14 protein-coding genes and 1 pseudogene are annotated in these 16,682 nt (G+C 55.2%); 8 read left to right on the top strand and 7 right to left on the bottom strand.

The window, feature by feature from the left end; translation table 11 throughout:
• Positions 1 to 174 precede the first annotated feature (174 nt).
• From K5Y30_RS19425 to K5Y30_RS19415, 3 genes are read left to right on the top strand one after another with little or no spacing between them, the layout of a single operon-like run.
• Positions 175 to 831: a YfiR family protein gene (locus tag K5Y30_RS19425; protein WP_233501695.1), complete on the top strand. Its 657-nt coding sequence runs from the start codon at positions 175 to 177 to the stop codon at positions 829 to 831.
• Position 832: 1 nt separating this feature from the next.
• Positions 833 to 2,047 (top strand): diguanylate cyclase domain-containing protein, encoded by a 1,215-nt coding sequence (locus K5Y30_RS19420; RefSeq protein ID WP_110866835.1) that lies wholly within the window; start codon positions 833 to 835, stop codon positions 2,045 to 2,047.
• Entirely contained in the window at positions 2,044 to 2,517 is a 474-nt protein-coding gene (locus K5Y30_RS19415) for an OmpA family protein (protein ID WP_192413091.1), read from the top strand. Before K5Y30_RS19420 ends, K5Y30_RS19415 begins: the two co-directional genes overlap by 4 nt.
• Here the strand turns inward: K5Y30_RS19415 and uvsE are convergent.
• Together uvsE and K5Y30_RS19405 are read right to left on the bottom strand one after the other, a co-directional pair.
• Complete coding sequence (gene uvsE / locus K5Y30_RS19410; protein WP_192413094.1) at positions 2,504 to 3,478, bottom strand: UV DNA damage repair endonuclease UvsE; 975 nt, start codon at positions 3,476 to 3,478, stop codon at positions 2,504 to 2,506. The genes K5Y30_RS19415 and uvsE overlap by 14 nt on opposite strands.
• Positions 3,479 to 3,561: 83 nt before the next feature.
• Positions 3,562 to 5,592, bottom strand: a complete 2,031-nt coding sequence (locus K5Y30_RS19405) for a choline transporter (RefSeq protein ID WP_210080382.1) — start codon at positions 5,590 to 5,592, stop codon at positions 3,562 to 3,564.
• Positions 5,593 to 5,847: 255 nt separating this feature from the next.
• Here K5Y30_RS19405 and betI point away from each other — a divergent pair, with 255 nt between their 5' ends.
• From betI to betA, 3 genes are read left to right on the top strand one after another with little or no spacing between them, the layout of a single operon-like run.
• Entirely contained in the window at positions 5,848 to 6,441 is a 594-nt protein-coding gene (betI, locus tag K5Y30_RS19400; RefSeq protein ID WP_101761563.1) for a transcriptional regulator BetI, read from the top strand.
• 13 nt (positions 6,442 to 6,454) lie between these two features.
• The gene (gene betB / locus K5Y30_RS19395; protein ID WP_222212948.1) at positions 6,455 to 7,927 is read left to right on the top strand and encodes a betaine-aldehyde dehydrogenase; all 1,473 of its coding nucleotides are present in this window, start codon (positions 6,455 to 6,457) and stop codon (positions 7,925 to 7,927) included.
• A 28-nt stretch (positions 7,928 to 7,955) separates the two neighbouring features.
• Positions 7,956 to 9,635, top strand: coding sequence for a choline dehydrogenase (gene betA, locus K5Y30_RS19390; protein ID WP_222212946.1), 1,680 nt, complete (start codon positions 7,956 to 7,958; stop codon positions 9,633 to 9,635).
• A 42-nt stretch (positions 9,636 to 9,677) separates the two neighbouring features.
• Here betA and K5Y30_RS24885 read toward each other — a convergent pair.
• A pseudogene (locus K5Y30_RS24885) lies at positions 9,678 to 9,857 on the bottom strand (VapC toxin family PIN domain ribonuclease); the annotation flags it as partial.
• A gap of 186 nt (positions 9,858 to 10,043) precedes the next feature.
• Here K5Y30_RS24885 and K5Y30_RS19385 point away from each other — a divergent pair.
• Positions 10,044 to 10,946: an alpha/beta hydrolase gene (locus tag K5Y30_RS19385; RefSeq protein ID WP_222212944.1), complete on the top strand. Its 903-nt coding sequence runs from the start codon at positions 10,044 to 10,046 to the stop codon at positions 10,944 to 10,946.
• On the opposite strand, the gene K5Y30_RS19380 is transcribed toward K5Y30_RS19385, so the two are convergent.
• The 4 genes from K5Y30_RS19380 to K5Y30_RS19365 form a co-directional block, all read right to left on the bottom strand.
• Positions 10,943 to 11,650: a cysteine hydrolase family protein gene (locus K5Y30_RS19380; protein WP_222212942.1), complete on the bottom strand. Its 708-nt coding sequence runs from the start codon at positions 11,648 to 11,650 to the stop codon at positions 10,943 to 10,945. The genes K5Y30_RS19385 and K5Y30_RS19380 overlap by 4 nt on opposite strands.
• Positions 11,643 to 12,953 (bottom strand): cytosine permease, encoded by a 1,311-nt coding sequence (locus K5Y30_RS19375; protein WP_222183440.1) that lies wholly within the window; start codon positions 12,951 to 12,953, stop codon positions 11,643 to 11,645. Before K5Y30_RS19375 ends, K5Y30_RS19380 begins: the two co-directional genes overlap by 8 nt.
• On the bottom strand, positions 12,946 to 14,394 hold the full coding sequence (locus K5Y30_RS19370; protein ID WP_222212940.1) for an amidase: 1,449 nt from the start codon (positions 14,392 to 14,394) through the stop codon (positions 12,946 to 12,948). The genes K5Y30_RS19375 and K5Y30_RS19370 overlap by 8 nt, the downstream gene beginning before the upstream one ends.
• A gap of 199 nt (positions 14,395 to 14,593) precedes the next feature.
• Positions 14,594 to 15,493 (bottom strand): LysR family transcriptional regulator, encoded by a 900-nt coding sequence (locus K5Y30_RS19365; RefSeq protein ID WP_222212938.1) that lies wholly within the window; start codon positions 15,491 to 15,493, stop codon positions 14,594 to 14,596.
• A 97-nt stretch (positions 15,494 to 15,590) separates the two neighbouring features.
• Here K5Y30_RS19365 and K5Y30_RS19360 point away from each other — a divergent pair, with 97 nt between their 5' ends.
• Positions 15,591 to 16,643 carry an SDR family oxidoreductase gene (locus K5Y30_RS19360; RefSeq protein WP_222212936.1) on the top strand — a complete coding sequence of 351 codons (1,053 nt, stop codon included), beginning with the start codon at positions 15,591 to 15,593 and terminating at the stop codon, positions 16,641 to 16,643.
• Positions 16,644 to 16,682: the final 39 nt, after the last annotated feature.

Below are 16,682 nucleotides of genomic sequence, written 5' to 3'. Positions count from 1 at the left end.
AAGCCGTTTTAACGCATAGCAGTTATCAGGCCGATAAATGTGTGCTGGATCACACTTTGGTGAAGTGCGCCCTCTTTGGTCGTTTATCCATAAAATAATTTCGCGCAATGCCGTCTACAAATATCGCAGAAATTTGTGGAATGCTCGGGTGAGCATTTTGCGAGAAAAGTCGCCATGAATATCGGCCCTACGAACTGTAGGTACATTTTTAACCGTAGCGGTGCTACTATTTGCGCGCTGAATAATGCGAAGAACTCTCGGGAACGCAGTATGTTACGTAAACATCAACTTCATCGGGAAGCCGACGTACTGCTTTCCCTGCTCCATATCTGCAAAATCGTCGTAACTGCCCTATTTCTGCTGCTGTTTATTTCTCGCTCAGCAATTGCTGAAATAAAAGACGATAAAGCCAATCGCATTGTCAGCGGTATTATTAGTTTTACCCATTGGCCGGGTTTAACCGGCGCGCCACAACTCTGCGTATTTTCCTCCGCGCAACATCTCTCATTGCCACAAAATAGTGTGCCTTCAGCCGTTCCGTTTAGCGTGGTTTATCTCTCCAGCGAAAGTGAACTGGCAACGCAGCATTGCGATGCGGTCTATTTTGGCGATCAGACGCCGCAACAACAGGTTGAACTTTTTAATCACCTCAAAGGTAAGGCGGTATTAACCCTCGCTGAAAACAATGCGGAATGTACCATTGGCGCCGCCTTCTGCCTGATTTTTAAACCCGACCACACGCTGTTCTCAGTCAACCTTGATTCGCTTGCCAGGAGCGGCGTCAAGGTGAGTCCGGACGTACTGTTGCTGTCCCGCAATGGAAGCAAATAAGATGAAAATAGAAAATTCACTAAATGACAAATCATCGATTCGTAACAAGCTGCGCAAGATTAGCACCATCAACTCTGCGGTTATTTTATTGCTGTGCTGGCTGCTACTCTCGTCGACTTCCCTGCTGTTTATTAAAAGCTACGAGAAAAGAAATCTGGAATTAATTGCCGCCACGCTCAGCACCACGCTGACGGCCGCCACGGTATTTGAAGACAGCTACGACGCGCATAATAAAATCGCGCGCCTCGGCAATGAAGGCATGTTCGATTCCGCAAAACTGGTGACTGACGATCACACTGTTTTAGTTGACTGGCATGATCGACAAGAACAGACCGGCTGGTATCCGCGATTATTACGTGAGTGGATTTATCTTAAACCGCTCAGCGTTAATATTAACCACTCGGAAGCCAATGTCGGTACGCTGACGCTGGAAGGCACCGTTACCGGTGCGGCCGATTTCATCCGTTATTCGCTGATGATTCTGACCAGCGGCATGCTGTGCGTGTTAATCATCTCCTTCCTGCTGAGTGAATTTCTCCATCGCGGCATACTTGCCTCGTTGCGTAATATCACCAGCTCGATCCACTACGTGATCCATTCTGGTGATTTTTCCTTACGTATCCCGGAAAGCCCGACGCGCGAATTTCAGCTGTTTTCCAATGACCTCAACTCGTTGCTGACAGAGATGCAGACGCTGCAGGCTTCTCTGATCCGCGATAATCGCACGCTGGCCGCCAAAGCGCTGGAAGACCCGCTAACCGGCCTCGCCAATCGCGCCGCCTTTGTGGCGCGTTTAACCCAACTGCTCGATCAGCAACTGGCGAAAGAGCGCTTTGCTTTGCTGTTTCTCGATGGCGATCGCTTTAAAAGCATCAATGATAACTGGGGCCATGCCGCCGGTGATGAAGTACTTAAAGCGATTGGTTCGCGCCTTTCCGCATTGGCATATAAACAGGATTTAGTCGCGCGTTTAGGCGGCGATGAGTTCGCCATGCTGGTGAGCAGCCGCGCCAGCGAGGCGCAATTGCAGTTGCTGATGCAGGATATTAATGAAGCCATCAGCCAGAAAATAGTTATTGCTGAAGGCACTCCGATTTCCACCTCGGTGACCATTGGCTACGCCTGGTCGCAGCACGGCGATACGGTTGAGTCGATTCTGGAACGCGCAGATACGAACATGTACAAAAATAAGGGAAAGAGTAAGGTGCGGAGATGAAGATGAAAATTTTCCTGATGGTGTGTGTGCTGGCGCTGGTCGGTTGCCAGGCAAAGGGACGTTTCAGCGATGAACAGATCGCGGCGATGCGTAATGCCGGTTTCAGCCAAAATAGCGAAGGTTGGGGATTAGGTTTGTCGGACAAAATTCTGTTTGGCGTCAACGAATCTGAGCTCACTCCCGCCAGTAAAAACACCATTCAGACAATGGCGAAAAATCTGGCGACGACCGGCATTAAGCATGTGCGTATTGATGGTCATACCGATAATTACGGCAAAGCGGATTACAACCAGCAGCTGTCGTTGAAAAGAGCCAACGCCGTTGCGACACAATGGGCGCAAGGCGCAGGAATTCCGCGCGAAAATATCGTTACGCGCGGCTTAGGAATGAGCGCGCCGATTGCCAGCAACAATAACCCGCAGGGCCGTGCGCAAAACCGCCGCGTGGCGATTGTGATTACGGCGCCGTGATGATCTGGCGCTCGACTGCATAATCGTACAAACGGTCGCGCGCTAAATTTTTCATTTTCACTTCGCACATAATATCGAAGGCATCAAACGACAGCGCCCAATCATTTAAGCTTTGATTGAAGTAATAATCGGCATGGGCGCGAAGTTTGGTTTTCGACACCGCTAAATCCTGCTGATCCGGGAAACCGTGATCGGGAATCAAACCTTCCTGCGCAATCGAATAGTGCAAAACTGGCCGCACACCGCGCCACGACGCTTTTATCAGCGCGATGCGCGCATCATCAGCCTGAATATAGTGATTCTCTTTCACCCAATGATGGTGAATATCCAGCACTACCGGACACAATTCACGCGCCTGCAACACATCGTCCAGCGAACAGGATATTTCATCATTTTCCACCGTTAGCATATTGCGCGCTTCAGGGGTGAGCCGCAGAAACGCGGCGCGGAATCCCTCAAAGCCCTTTTTGCCGTTCATATGGATGTTGATTTTGAAATCCTGAAACTGTCGGCCATAACCCATTAATACCGCACAGGTAGCGTGATACTCCACATCCTCAATCGCGCGATCGACCACGCCGTCATTATCGGAGGCCAGCACCGTATATTGGCCGGGGTGGAATGAAAGCCGAATATTATTAGCGCGCGCCAGCTCGCCGCAGCGGCGCAGTAACGGCGTAAGATCGGGCAATAATTCCCCGTACAGCTGAGTCGCTTGCGGCACCGTGTAAAGCGGCAATAGATCGCTGCCGATGCGCATCATGCGCAGCGCGTCGGGCTGCGTGGCCAGCTTTTCAAGCGTGAGAGTGAGATTTTGCAGATTGTTTTGCGCCAGCTGGTTTAGCAGCGTGATGCGTGATTCATCATCGAGACTAAGAAAGCGCGTGCGGGTGGTGCTTTTGAAGGGATACGGCTGTTTAGCCTGTTGATCCAGATACTTACAAGCAAAGCCTAATTTCATTTCATCCCCCGTTTAATCAGCGTGAAAGTGTAGCTGCGATCGGAGAAAGTGCCAGGTGCGCATCGAGGCGCACCTGGCTGAGATCACACGTCCGGGAAGGTCATATTGCTGCCCGGCGCTTCACGATGCAGGTGGATAAAGTTCAGGTGACGTTCGTACTGATCGAGAATATCGATGATCACCTGCTCTTTGTTGTAGTCCATCAAATCATTGCCCTGGCTGCCTTCCAGCAAGAAGGTTTCCAGGCGGTAATAGGTCGATTTACCGCTGCGTGCGCGATAGGTAAAGCCCGGTACCGAATACTGCTGTGGCCAGATTTGATAAACGAAATCCTGCTCCTCGCCCAGCAACACGCGCAGATCAAGGTGGCCCAGCGGCTGCCCTTCTTCTGGCTCGGCACGCTCCAGCGATACACGTCCACCGCGCAGCTCCAGCTCTTTCGCCACATCCTGCATCGCCGGGAACAGCACCTCTTCCATCATCTTCTGCGTATAGCGCGTGCCCGGATAGTTCATCAGACGCGACAGGCGCTTCTTCCAGCTCAGGCGATCGTTACTGGCTGAAATGTACGGCGCAGTGTCGCGGCTGGCGCTGGCGCGGCGGTGATCTTCCACCTTCAGCGATTTATACAGCCCGGCCATCACAAAGAAGATTACAAAGCTAAACGGTAAGCCCATGATCACCGTGGCGTTCTGCAAGGCAGAAATCCCGTTGGTCATCAGCATGCCCATCGTCAGCACACCAATCGCAATCGACCAGAAGATACGCAGCCAGTTCGGTGCATCGCTGTTGATGTCTTTCAGCTTCGAGGTGAAGTTACCCAGCACCAGCGAACCGGAATCCGCCGACGTCACGTAGAACAGCATGCCGGTGATGGTGGCCACCGAAGCACTGAATTTAAACGCCGGATACTGCGCCAGCAGGCTATAGAAGCCGCGTTCGGCATGCGCCATCACTTCCTGCGCAAAGCCGGCATCGCCGTGAATGATTTCATACAGCGCCGCGTTACCAAACACCGACAGCCACAGCAGCGTAAAGGTGAACGGAATAATCAGCGTACCCAACACGAACTCACGAATGGTACGACCGCGCGAGATACGTGCGAGGAACAGACCGACAAACGGCGACCAGGCAACCCACCACGCCCAGAAGAACAGCGTCCAGCTATTCATCCACTCGCGTGGCTGATCGAAGGCAAAGGTATTCAACGTCATGCCCATAAAGCGATTGATGTAATCACCAACGTTCAGCACCAGCGCGTTGAGCAGGAAATCGGTTTTGCCCATAAACAGCACGAACAGAATTAAGCCCAGCGCCAGCGCGACGTTCAGCTCAGAAAGAATACGGATGCCTTTATCCACACCGGATGTTACTGAGATGGTGGCGATGATCACTGACAGCACAATTAGCGCGGCCTGCGCCGTGAAACCTTCCGGCACATCGAACAGCACGTTGAGGCCGTAGTTCAGCTGCACCACACCAATCCCCAACGTGGTGGCGATACCAAAGATGGTGCCGATCACCGCAGCGATATCCACCGTGTGACCAATCGGGCCATTAATGCGTTTGCCGAAAATCGGATAGAGCGCCGAACGGATGGTGAGCGGCAAATTGTAGCGATAGCTGAAGTAGCCGAGCGCGATGCCCATTAATGCGTACATCGACCAGCCGGTGACGCCGTAGTGGAACAGCGTCCACACCATCGCCTGACGCGCGGCTTCCATGGTCTGCCCTGCACCTTCTGGCGGCTGCATGTATTGGGTTACCGGCTCGGCAACCGAGAAGAACATCAGGTCAATACCGATGCCGGCGGCAAACAGCATCGCCGACCAGCTCAGCAAACTGAACTCGGGTTTAGATTGCTCCGGCCCCAGCTTGATAGCGCCGTAGCGCGAACACGCCATGTAGATGACGAACACGATGTACAGCGTGGCAGCGAGCATGTAGTACCAGCCAAACGTGGAGGTGACCCAATTAACGGCGGTCAGAAGCCAGCTGGCAGCGAGTTCGCTGTAAAAAATCGTGACAAGTGAAAATGTCAGAATCAGTCCGGCGGAGGTGTAAAACACCACAGGATTGATTCTGTCTTTTTCACTGGCAGGTGGATTAATCATCGATTACCTCTGGTTAATTTCCTGTAGTACGTGCCAAAGAAGCTCGCGGAGATCGCCATTAACGACATCCCGACGAGGCAAAATGCGGTTTTCATGGGATGCGCGTGTATACGCATCCGCCGAGTCCCTTCGCTTCCCCGCTTCGTTTTTGTAACAATCCAAGCACAGCATCCTAACAAATTTCTTTTTTATATTGAACGTGCAATCAAAAAAAGTTTTAATAGTGTTCTAAGATTGAAGTGGAGCTGGAGTGTTATGCCAAAGGTGGGAATGCAGCCGATACGTCGTCGGCAACTGATTGATGCGACCCTGAGCACCATCAACGAAGTCGGGATCAACGATGCCACCATTGCGCAGATTGCGCGACGTGCTGGCGTATCGACAGGCATCATTAGCCACTACTTCAAAGACAAGAACGGTCTGCTGGAAGCCACGATGCGTGACGTAACACGTCAGCTACGTGATGCGGTAGCAGCAAGGTTAAAACCGCTGGCAGACGCCACAACGGAAGCGCGCCTGCTGGCGATAGTGGAAGGCAACTTTGATGATTCGCAGGTGCACAGCGCCGCAATGAAAGCCTGGCTGGATTTCTGGGCCAGCAGCATGCATCAGCCACAGTTGGGCCGCTTAGAACGCGTGAGCAGCCGTCGCCTGTTTTCCACGCTGGCAGCCGAGTTTCGACGCGTAATCCCGCGCGAAAAGGCGCGTCTGGCGGCACATGGCCTCGCTTCATTGATTGATGGCTTGTGGCTGCGCGCGGCGCTCAGCGGCAAACCGTTCGATTTGGCTATCGCCAGACAGCTCACCACCCAATTCATTCGTCAGCAATTGGCTGACCAGAATCACTGAGGAAGGAGAAATCATGTCCCGATTCACCGAGCAACACCTTTATATTGATGGCGCATTGGTTCCCGCTGCGGCTGGCAACACATTCCAGACCATCAACCCGGCGAACGGCGAAGTGCTGGCCGACGTGCATGAAGCTGACCGCGCAGACGTTGATCGCGCTGTTGCCGCAGCGAAAAAAGGCCAGAAAATCTGGGCGGCGAAGACCGCTATGGAGCGTTCACGCATCCTGCGTCGTGCGGTCGATATTCTGCGTGAACGCAATGATGAACTGGCCGCGCTGGAAACCCTTGATACCGGCAAACCGCTGAGCGAAACCCAATATGTGGATATCGTGACCGGTGCCGACGTGCTGGAGTACTACGCGGGCTTGATTCCTTCTCTGGAAGGCCAGCAAATCCCGCTGCGCGACACCTCTTTCGTGTATACCCGCCGCGAACCATTGGGCGTGGTGGCCGGTATCGGCGCGTGGAACTATCCGATTCAGATCGCTTTGTGGAAATCCGCGCCCGCGCTGGCTGCTGGTAACGCGATGATCTTCAAACCGAGCGAAGTCACGCCGCTAACCGCGCTGAAACTGGCAGAAATCTACTCCGAAGCGGGCGTACCAAACGGCGTGTTCAACGTGTTGAACGGTCGTGGCGCGGTTACCGGCCAGCTGCTCACCGATCATCCGGGCATTGATAAAGTCTCCTTCACCGGTGGCGTTGCCAGCGGTAAGAAAGTGATGGCCAATGCCGCCGGTTCGACGCTGAAAGACGTCACCATGGAGCTGGGCGGCAAATCTCCACTGATCATCTTTGACGACGCCGATCTCGACCTCGCCGCGGATATCGCGATGATGGCGAACTTCTACAGCTCGGGCCAGGTTTGCACCAACGGCACGCGCGTGTTTATCCCGGCTAATTTGCAAGCGGCGTTTGAAGCCAAAATCGCTGAGCGCGTGGCGCGTATTAAGGCCGGCGATCTCAACCATCCAGATACCAACTTCGGTCCGCTGGTGAGCTTCGCGCATCGCGACAACGTGATGCGCTTCATCGAATCTGGCATCAGCGAAGGTGCGCGTCTGCTGTGCGGCGGTAAACGTCTGAGCGGTGCGGCTTTCGATAACGGCGCATGGGTAGAACCGACCGTGTTCACCGACTGCCGCGATGAGATGACCATTGTGCGCGAAGAGATTTTCGGGCCAGTGATGTCGATTCTGACTTATGAAAGCGAAGAAGAAGTGGTTCGCCGCGCCAACGCTACTGAATTTGGCCTGGCGGCCGGTGTGGTAACCCAGGATCTCAACCGCGCGCACCGCGTGATTCACCAGATTGAAGCAGGTATTTGCTGGATCAATACCTGGGGCGAATCCGCCGCTGAGATGCCGGTGGGCGGTTACAAACATTCGGGTGTGGGCCGTGAAAATGGCCTGATGACGCTGCAAAACTACACGCAGGTGAAATCTGTACAGCTCGAAATGACCCGTTTTCAGTCCGTATTTTAATTTTGGCTTTTAACCTGAGGAACGACTAGTGGAATTTGATTACATCATTATCGGAGCCGGATCCGCAGGGAACGTTTTGGCAACAAGACTGACCGAAGATAGCAGCGTCAATGTGCTGCTTTTAGAAGCGGGCGGCCCAGATTACCGCTTCGACTTCCGCACGCAGATGCCTGCGGCGCTGGCTTTCCCGCTGCAGGGAAAACGCTACAATTGGGCGTATGAAACCGAACCTGAGCCGTACATGAACAACCGTCGCATGGAGTGCGGACGCGGCAAAGGTTTGGGCGGTTCGTCGCTGATCAACGGCATGTGCTACATCCGTGGTAACGCGATGGATCTCGATAACTGGGCCAATGAGCCTGGTCTGGAAAACTGGAGCTACCTGAACTGCCTGCCCTACTATCGCAAATCTGAAACGCGCGATATCGGTGCCAATGATTATCACGGCGGCGAAGGTCCGGTGAGCATCACCACCTGTAAACCTGGCAATAATCCGCTATTCGCAGCGATGATTGAAGCCGGCGTGCAGGCAGGTTATCCGCGCACTGATGACCTGAATGGCTATCAGCAGGAAGGTTTCGGGCCAATGGATCGCTTTGTGACGCCGAAAGGTCGCCGCTCCAGCACCGCGCGCGGTTACCTCGATACCGCAAAAACGCGTCCGAACCTAAAAATCGTTACCCATGCGACCACCGACCGCATTCTGTTTGAAGGTAAACGCGCGGTTGGCGTGCAGTATCTGCTGGGTTCCAGCAATACCTCGCACCAGGCGCATGCACGTCGTGAAGTGCTGCTGTGCGCCGGAGCCATCGCCTCGCCGCAGATTCTGCAGCGTTCCGGAGTCGGATCCGCTGAACTGCTGAAACAGTTCGATATCCCGCTGGTGCATGATTTGCCGGGCGTGGGTGAGAACTTGCAGGATCACCTCGAAATGTACCTGCAATATGAGTGCAAAGAGCCAGTTTCGCTCTACCCGGCCTTGAAGTGGTGGAACCAGCCGAAAATCGGTGCGGAGTGGCTGTTTAATGGCACCGGCGTCGGTGCCAGCAACCACTTTGAAGGCGGCGGCTTTATCCGCAGCCGTGAAGAGTTCAGCTGGCCGAATATTCAGTATCACTTCCTGCCGGTGGCGATTAACTACAACGGCTCGAACGCGGTGGAAGCGCACGGCTTCCAGTGCCACGTTGGTTCGATGCGCTCACCAAGCCGCGGTCATGTACGCCTGAAATCACGCGATCCGCGTCGCCATCCAGCGATTCTGTTCAACTACATGTCACATGAGCAGGATTGGCAGGAGTTCCGCGATGCGATTCGTATTACGCGCCAGATCATCAACCAGCCGGCGCTGGATAGATATCGCGGTAAGGAGATCAGCCCAGGCCTGGATTGCCAGACCGATGAGCAGTTGGATGAGTTTGTGCGAAATCACGGCGAAACGGCTTATCACCCGTGTGGCACCTGTAAAATGGGTAACGACGAGATGTCTGTCGTCGATGGTGAAGGCCGCGTTCACGGCGTTGAAGCCCTGCGCGTGGTAGATGCTTCAATCATGCCGCTTATCATCACCGGTAACCTGAACGCGACAACCATCATGATCGGCGAGAAAATCGCAGATAACATTCGTGGTCTCCAGCCGCTGCCGCGCAGCGAAGCGGATTACTTTGTTGCCGGTGATAAACCGGTCCGTGCTGAACCGATGCGTGGTTGAGGTTGATTTGGGGGCGACGTTGGTCGCCCTTTTCTTTGGTGGCTAACTAGCCCAATCCTGAAGATCCAAATCCACTACCCGAGCGAATTCCCGAGTATTGTTAGGGACTAAAATTGTGCCTGCCGCAATGGCATGTCCGGCGATCGCCGCATCATTAGCACCCATCGGAGTACCAGACGCAGCCAAGGCCATTGTCACTTTCGTCGTAGCACCTATAGCCGCGCTTCACTGTCACAACGACAACCGCACTGCTGCCAGGTTCACGATTAAGAAAACAATTAAAAGTATGTTGTAACTACAAACCCTAATGCTTTTCCCGTCGCATTTGTTCATACATAGCAACGCCCTCTTCATCTTTTCTGCTGATTTTTCTGCTTCAATAAATCTCCAATTTCATGAGGAGCTGCCATGGAGCGCCGCCATTTTTTGTCGTATCTCACTCTTTCCACGCTGACAGTGCGCAGCGGGCTAATCTGGGCTGCTTCGAAACGCGTAACAACCCAAATCTTGCCGCTATGGCCAGATTTACCGCCGGGCGGTGGCGGTCCTGCTGGCGATCTGGTGATTTCAACCAAAGGCGCGCAGCGTAATATTGTACAGCCCACACTCACCGTATTAACGCCGCCCGCGCCGAATGGTCGCGCGGTATTGATTGCCGCAGGCGGCGGCTATACGCGCATTGAAATGGGTAAAGAAGCCTGGCCCGCTGCAGCCTGGCTGACGGCGCGCGGATATACCGCTTATGTGCTGAGTTATCGTTTACCGCATGAAGGCTGGAAAGATGGTGCGATGGTTTCACTGCAGGATGCACAGCGCGCGCTACGCCTGGTGCGGCAACGGGAAAAATATCTCAGCGTGTTAGGCTTTTCCGCTGGCGGTCATCTGCTCGGTATGGCGGTCACGCGAGCAGATTTTCGATCGTATAGGGCAACCGATGCCCTGGATAACCTGCCCGCCACGGCCGATCGCGCGGCGCTGATCTATCCCATCATCACGCTGGAAGCGCCTTACACCCACACTTCAACCCACAAAATGCTGGTTGGTAACCACGCGCCCGCCAGTGAAAACGCCGCATGGTCAGTGCAGGAGTTTGTCAATCCGCAATCGCCGCCCTTCTTTCTGGTGCAGGCAAAGGACGATCCGATTTCCGATCCGCATAACACGCTGATTATGGCTGACGCCTGTAAGCGTGAGCATGTGCCGGTTGAGATGCATCGCTACAGCAGCGGCGGACATGGATTTGGTATGGGCAGGCCCGGCACGCCGACCATGGCGTGGCCAGAGCACTACGAAAAGTGGTTAAAGAGCTAATCCACCTCAACCGTTTGCTTGCTAATTAATCCCGCCAGCAAGGTCTGCGAACTGGCTACGGCACCAAAAATTCCGCCCTGCATATGGATCATGCTAAGCGCCGCTTCGTGGTGTTTCAGCTCCGTCGCCGCGCAGCAATCTGACAACACCAAACACTCAAAACCGCGATCGTTAGCCTCGCGCAGCGTGGTGTGGACGCAGACATCAGTGGTGATGCCGCTGATGATCAGATTGCGAATACCGCAGCTGCGCAGAATCAGTTCGAGATCGGTAGCGTAAAACGAGCCTTTGCCCGGTTTATCGATGATGACTTCTCCCGGCAATGGCGCCAGTTCCGGGATAATTTCCCAGCCCGGTTCACCGCGCACCAGAATGCGCCCGCACGGACCCGGCGCGCCGATCTCCGCCTGCATGCGCCGGGATCGCCAACGCTTATTCGCAGGCAGATCACTTAAATCCGGCCGATGCCCTTCGCGCGTATGGATGATCGGGAAGCCCAACTCGCGCATCGTTGCCAGCACCTGCTGCAGCGGTTTGATAGGCGCGCGCGTTAAGGCAATATCGTAGCCCATGCTATCGACGTAACCGCCCTCACCGCAGAAATCGGTTTGCATATCGATAACGATCAGTGCGGTATCCTGCGGGTTACAGCGACCGTCATACGGCCACGAGTAAGGGGTTGAATCAATGGCGTAATCAGGCATTTTTTTCCTCCATCACAGTTACTGTGCTTTCACCTTTTAGTTTCACAATCAGCGTATAGCTGGCGGCAGCAGTCACCAGGCCAATCACCGCTTCACCGAACTGTGGGAAGGCGATGTGCGCAATCACCGCACACAAGCTACCAATCGCCCAGGCGGCAAAGGCGCTACCGCGCATGCGGCGCAATTGGCGCTGCTCGCTGATTTTCGCCATAAAGATCAAATCGACAATCATCACCGCGCCAAACGGCGGCACCACGATGCCGAGCAAACTCAGCCATTCGAGGAAATAGGACCACACGCCAGCCAGCGCCAGCGCCCCACCAATCACGCCAAGGATCACCGTCCACAGACGCATTTTGCTGCTGAACAGATGACTAAAGCCGACTGCGCCGTTATATAGGCAGTGCGTACACACCGAACCGAGATTGATAAACACAAACAGGAAGGCAATCACCGACAGCAGCATGCCGTGACCCATTAGCATAGGCAGGAAGTTGCCGCCGTTACTCGCCGGATCAACCGCCGCGCCCACCGCCACAATCACCACGCCAAACAGATAAGAGATGACGTTCGCCACCGGGAACGCTGAGAACGCGGCAATCACCGCCGATTTACCGTCTTTTGACCAGCGGGTGAAATCTGCCGTCATGGTGCCGGAATCGGCGAAACCGGCCACCACCATGGTGACGGCGGTGCCCATACTCATCGCGCCGACAGCGCTGCTGCTGCCGGTAAACTGCGTGATGGTGCTGAAATCGTGATCCTTACTGATCAGCCACAGCGCCACCAATCCCAACACCACGAACAGCGGCGCAGCGATCATGCCGAGCACGGACAATGCGCGCACGCCGAGGAAGGTGATGGCGGTATACAGCACCATGGCAAACGCCGTCACCGCCAGTGCATTCCAGCCAAAGGTTTGATTTATCACCGTGCCGGTTAACCCGGTCTGGAAGGCGTACCAACCGATCACTACAGTAGAAAGGAAGCCCGAAACCAAAATGTAGCCTTTGGTGCCAAAGGTCCGTTTCGCCTGCAGCGCGAAGTTCATGCCGGTATTACCGGCGAACCAGCTCAGCGCACCCACATAGGCAAACAGCACCAGATTACCCAGCAGAATGGCAATCAGCGCCGGCCAGAAGCCGAGATGCCAGGTAATGATGCCGCCAAATAGCGCATTGGTGAGGATCATCGGGAAACCAAACCACACCGCCGACACCGAACCCGTCGAGTGGCGATGGCTGAGCGGAACCGGTTCATGCTCGAACTCCTGCTCTAAAGCCGGTGAATTTTTGTTAGTCATGGGCAACTCCGATTGAAACAGGTGAGATGTGATTCCAGGGTTGTATGCGCTCGAACGCGGCACTCGCCGCCAGCACCAGGCCATCGTCCAGATGACGACCCACGATTTGCATGCCAATCGGCAATCCGCTGGCGGTAAAGCCCGCAGGAACAGACGCCGCCGGTTGGCCGGTGAAATTGAACGGGAAGCAGAATGAGAGCCAGTGATCGCTGCGCACCATGCGGCCATCGATGATCTCCGGTCCCTGCATGTTGAGCGGGAACGGCGGCACCGCCAGCGTCGGCGACAGCAGCAGATCGTAATGCTGCATAAAGCGCCACATCTGATTACACAGCTTTTTGCGTGTGGTATTGGCGTCGGTAAAAGTTTCAGCGCGCCAGTCGCGTTGCAGTATGGCGCTGAGATGCGGTGACATGCGTGCACCCAGTTCAGCTTGCATGTGACGCATGCCGGTGAGATCGCTCTCAAAAGCCACCAGCGCGGCAAAGGTGGCACCTTCATCGGTGATACCGGGATCGACTTCATCCAGTTCAGCGCCGAGCTCACGGGCAAAACGACGCGCGGCTTGCGTGACAATGTCACGCACTTCGGGATCAACGGCGATGTAGCCGAAATCCGCGCTGAAAGCGATGCGCAGACCGCTCAGCGGTTTTTCCAGCGAGGCCAGCCAATCCACGTCGTTGCAGGGAATCGAGTGGCGATCGCGCATATCTGGCCCCGCCATCACCGACATCATCAGCGCGCTGTCGCGCACCGAACGCGTCATCGGGCCGATATGCTCCAGCGACTCCCAGCTGGAAACGCCGGGATAACGCTCGTCGCGACAGCCCGGCCATAAGGGTACGCGCCCCATTGACGCTTTCAGGCCAAACACGCCGCAGTGCGCGGCGGGAATTCTTACCGAACCGCCGCCATCGCTGCCCAGCGCAATCGGACACAGGCGCGCCGCCAATGCCGCGCCGGAACCGGCGCTCGATCCGCCCGGCGTTTTAGAGAGATCCCACGGATTACGCGGTGATGGAAACAGTGGATTGTGCCCAACGCCGCTATAGCCAAACTCCGGTGCGGTGGTTTTCCCCAGCAGCACCGCATCGGCCGCCAGCAGGCGCTCAACGGTGATGTCATCTTCTTCCGGGACAAAATCAGCGTAGGCATGCGATCCAGAAGTGGTTTTCACGCCTGCGGTACAAATCAGGTCTTTCACCGCCAGCGGAACGCCCGCCAGCGCCCCCAGCGTTTCGCCGCGCGCGCGTTTTGCATCAACAGCGGCCGCCTGTTGCAGCGCCAGCTGTGGCGTAGCGGTACAAAACGCCTGAATCTGCGGCTCGCGCTGCTCCATGCGATTAATGGCGGCTTGCGTCACTTCCTGCGCCGAAACGTCTCCGCCGCGGATTAACGCCGCCAACGTAGTGGCATCTTCATCCAACAGTGCATCAAACATGCGAATACTCCCGATTTATCACTTATCGGAAACGTTGCAGTTTGCGTGCCAGAAAATTCCATAAACGAGGGCGTTAGCGGCCAGGCCAGATGGGATACGCTCTTGGATACAAGATCGAATACTTATGTTTCTTTACAATGCAGCGGTTGCGATAAGAAGCACGAAAATGGCGCAGCCATGCGCCACGATGGAGAGCGGCTTAATCAGCTGCAGGAATTAACGCATCCACAACCTGTTCGATCACTTCCACCACACGTTTGACGCGCCGTGGGATAAAGCGCGCATCCGGGAATACCGCGTAGAGAAAACGGTCTGGCAGACGATATTGCGGCAAGATGCGCACCAGCGAAGCTGATTTTAATGCCTCCTGCACCAGCGGTAACTGCATGCCGCCGACGCCGATGTCCGCCTGCAGCGCCTGCAACAACCCTTCGCTGCTGTTGGCGCGAAACACGGTATTCACGGTTAGCGCTACGGTTTCCTGGTTGGATATCAGGCGCAGCGGTGCCTGTTTGTCGATACCGCTAAAGCGAACATGCGGATGCGCGGCCAGCTCTGCCAGCGAGGTAATCGGTGTTGCGCGTACCCGCTCAGGCGCAGCAAACAGCGGCGTTTCAATACGCGCCAGTAAGCGCGCCGGAAACATCTCAGGCGGCATTTCACTCAGGCGCAACGCGATATCCACGCCTTCACTCACCAGTTCGGCCACGCGATCGTCGAGCGCGATGGTCAGATGCAGTTCTGGGTTCACGCGTTGCAGCGCCAGCAAAGGCGGCAGCAAGCGCTGGCCTAATCCGCTGGGTAATTGGATATGCACGCTGCCTTGCAGCGCTTGCTGCGCCGGGCGCAACTGGCTTTCAACATCCTGCATCGCGGCCAGCAGCGGCTGCATCTGCTGTAAGTATCGCTCGCCCTGCTCAGTCAATTTCATCGCGCGCGTGGTGCGGTGCAACAACACGACGCCGAGTTCTTCCTCCAGCGCCGCGATTTGCTGGCTTACAGCGGATTGCTTCATCCCGCTCAGGCGCGCTGCTGCCGAAAACGATCCGGCTTCCGCCACGCGAAGGAAGGTATTGATGGCATTGAGTTTATTATTCATTTAATGATTTTTCTGATAAGTGGCATCTGGATAGTGGGATATCAGCAATAAAAATAATAGATAACACTGTGCCTGTCTTGTTCACAGGAGAATCATCATGTCGCAAACACATCACGTCGCGCTGGTCGCGGGCGCAACCGGCATTGTCGGCAGTGAGTTGGTAAAAACGCTGCGTCAGCAGGATTGGCAGGTGATCGGCCTGACGCGCCAGCCTGCAATCTCAACGCAGGATATCCCTTTCATCCATGTCGATCTGCTGGATGCGCAGCACAGTACACAGGCGCTGGCCCCGCTTAATCAGGTCACGCATATTTTCTACAGCGCTTGGCTGAATGCTGCCAACTGGCGTGAAATGGTCGAACCCAACGTGACGATGCTGCGCAATCTGGTGGTTAACATCGATAAAATCGCGCCGTTGCGCAGCGTCAGTTTGATGCAGGGATACAAAGTTTATGGCGCGCATCTGGGACCGTTCAAAACGCCCGCGCGCGAAAGCGACCCCGGCGTCGCGGGAGCCGAATTCAATGCGCAACAGCTGCGCTGGCTAAGTGACTTTCAGCGCGGTAAAAGCTGGCACTGGCACGCCTTGCGTCCCGGTGTGGTCGGCAGCGCGGTACCCGGTAATGCCATGAACCTGGCGCTGAGCATCGCGCTCTACGCATCGCTGTGTAAATCTCAGGGCTTACCGCTGCGTTTCCCCGGCTCATCGCACACCTGGCACAGCATGGTCGATCATACCGATGCTGGATTACTCGCGCATGCCACACTGTGGGCGGCCAATGCGCCCGGCGCGCGCAATCAGGCATTCAACGTCAACAACGGCGATTTATGGCGCTGGAGCGAGTTATGGCCGGCGATCGCCCGCTGGTTTGAACTGGAATGCGCGCCGGCGGTAAATCTGTCGTTTCATCAGCTGTTTCAGGATTACCGCGAACTGTGGCAAACCATCGCTAAAGAACATCAGCTAATCGAGCCAGAAATCTTGCAACTCAATGATGGACAGTTTGCGGATTTCGTTTTCGGCTGGGATTACGACATGTTTGGCGACGGCAGCAAAATACGGCGCGCGGGTTTTAACGGTTATCAAGCAACGGATGAGATGTTCTTTAATTTGTTTGCCCAATTGCGCGCGGCACGCATCATTCCTTAACTCACGGCAGGGAAGCCTACGCTTCCCTTCTTAGACCAG

The organism is Pantoea sp. DY-5, assembly GCF_019795955.1.
Lineage (GTDB): Bacteria > Pseudomonadota > Gammaproteobacteria > Enterobacterales > Enterobacteriaceae > Pantoea > Pantoea leporis.
The sequence above is the reverse complement of the archived record's forward strand: the minus strand, read 5'-3'. Positions and strand labels throughout refer to the sequence as shown.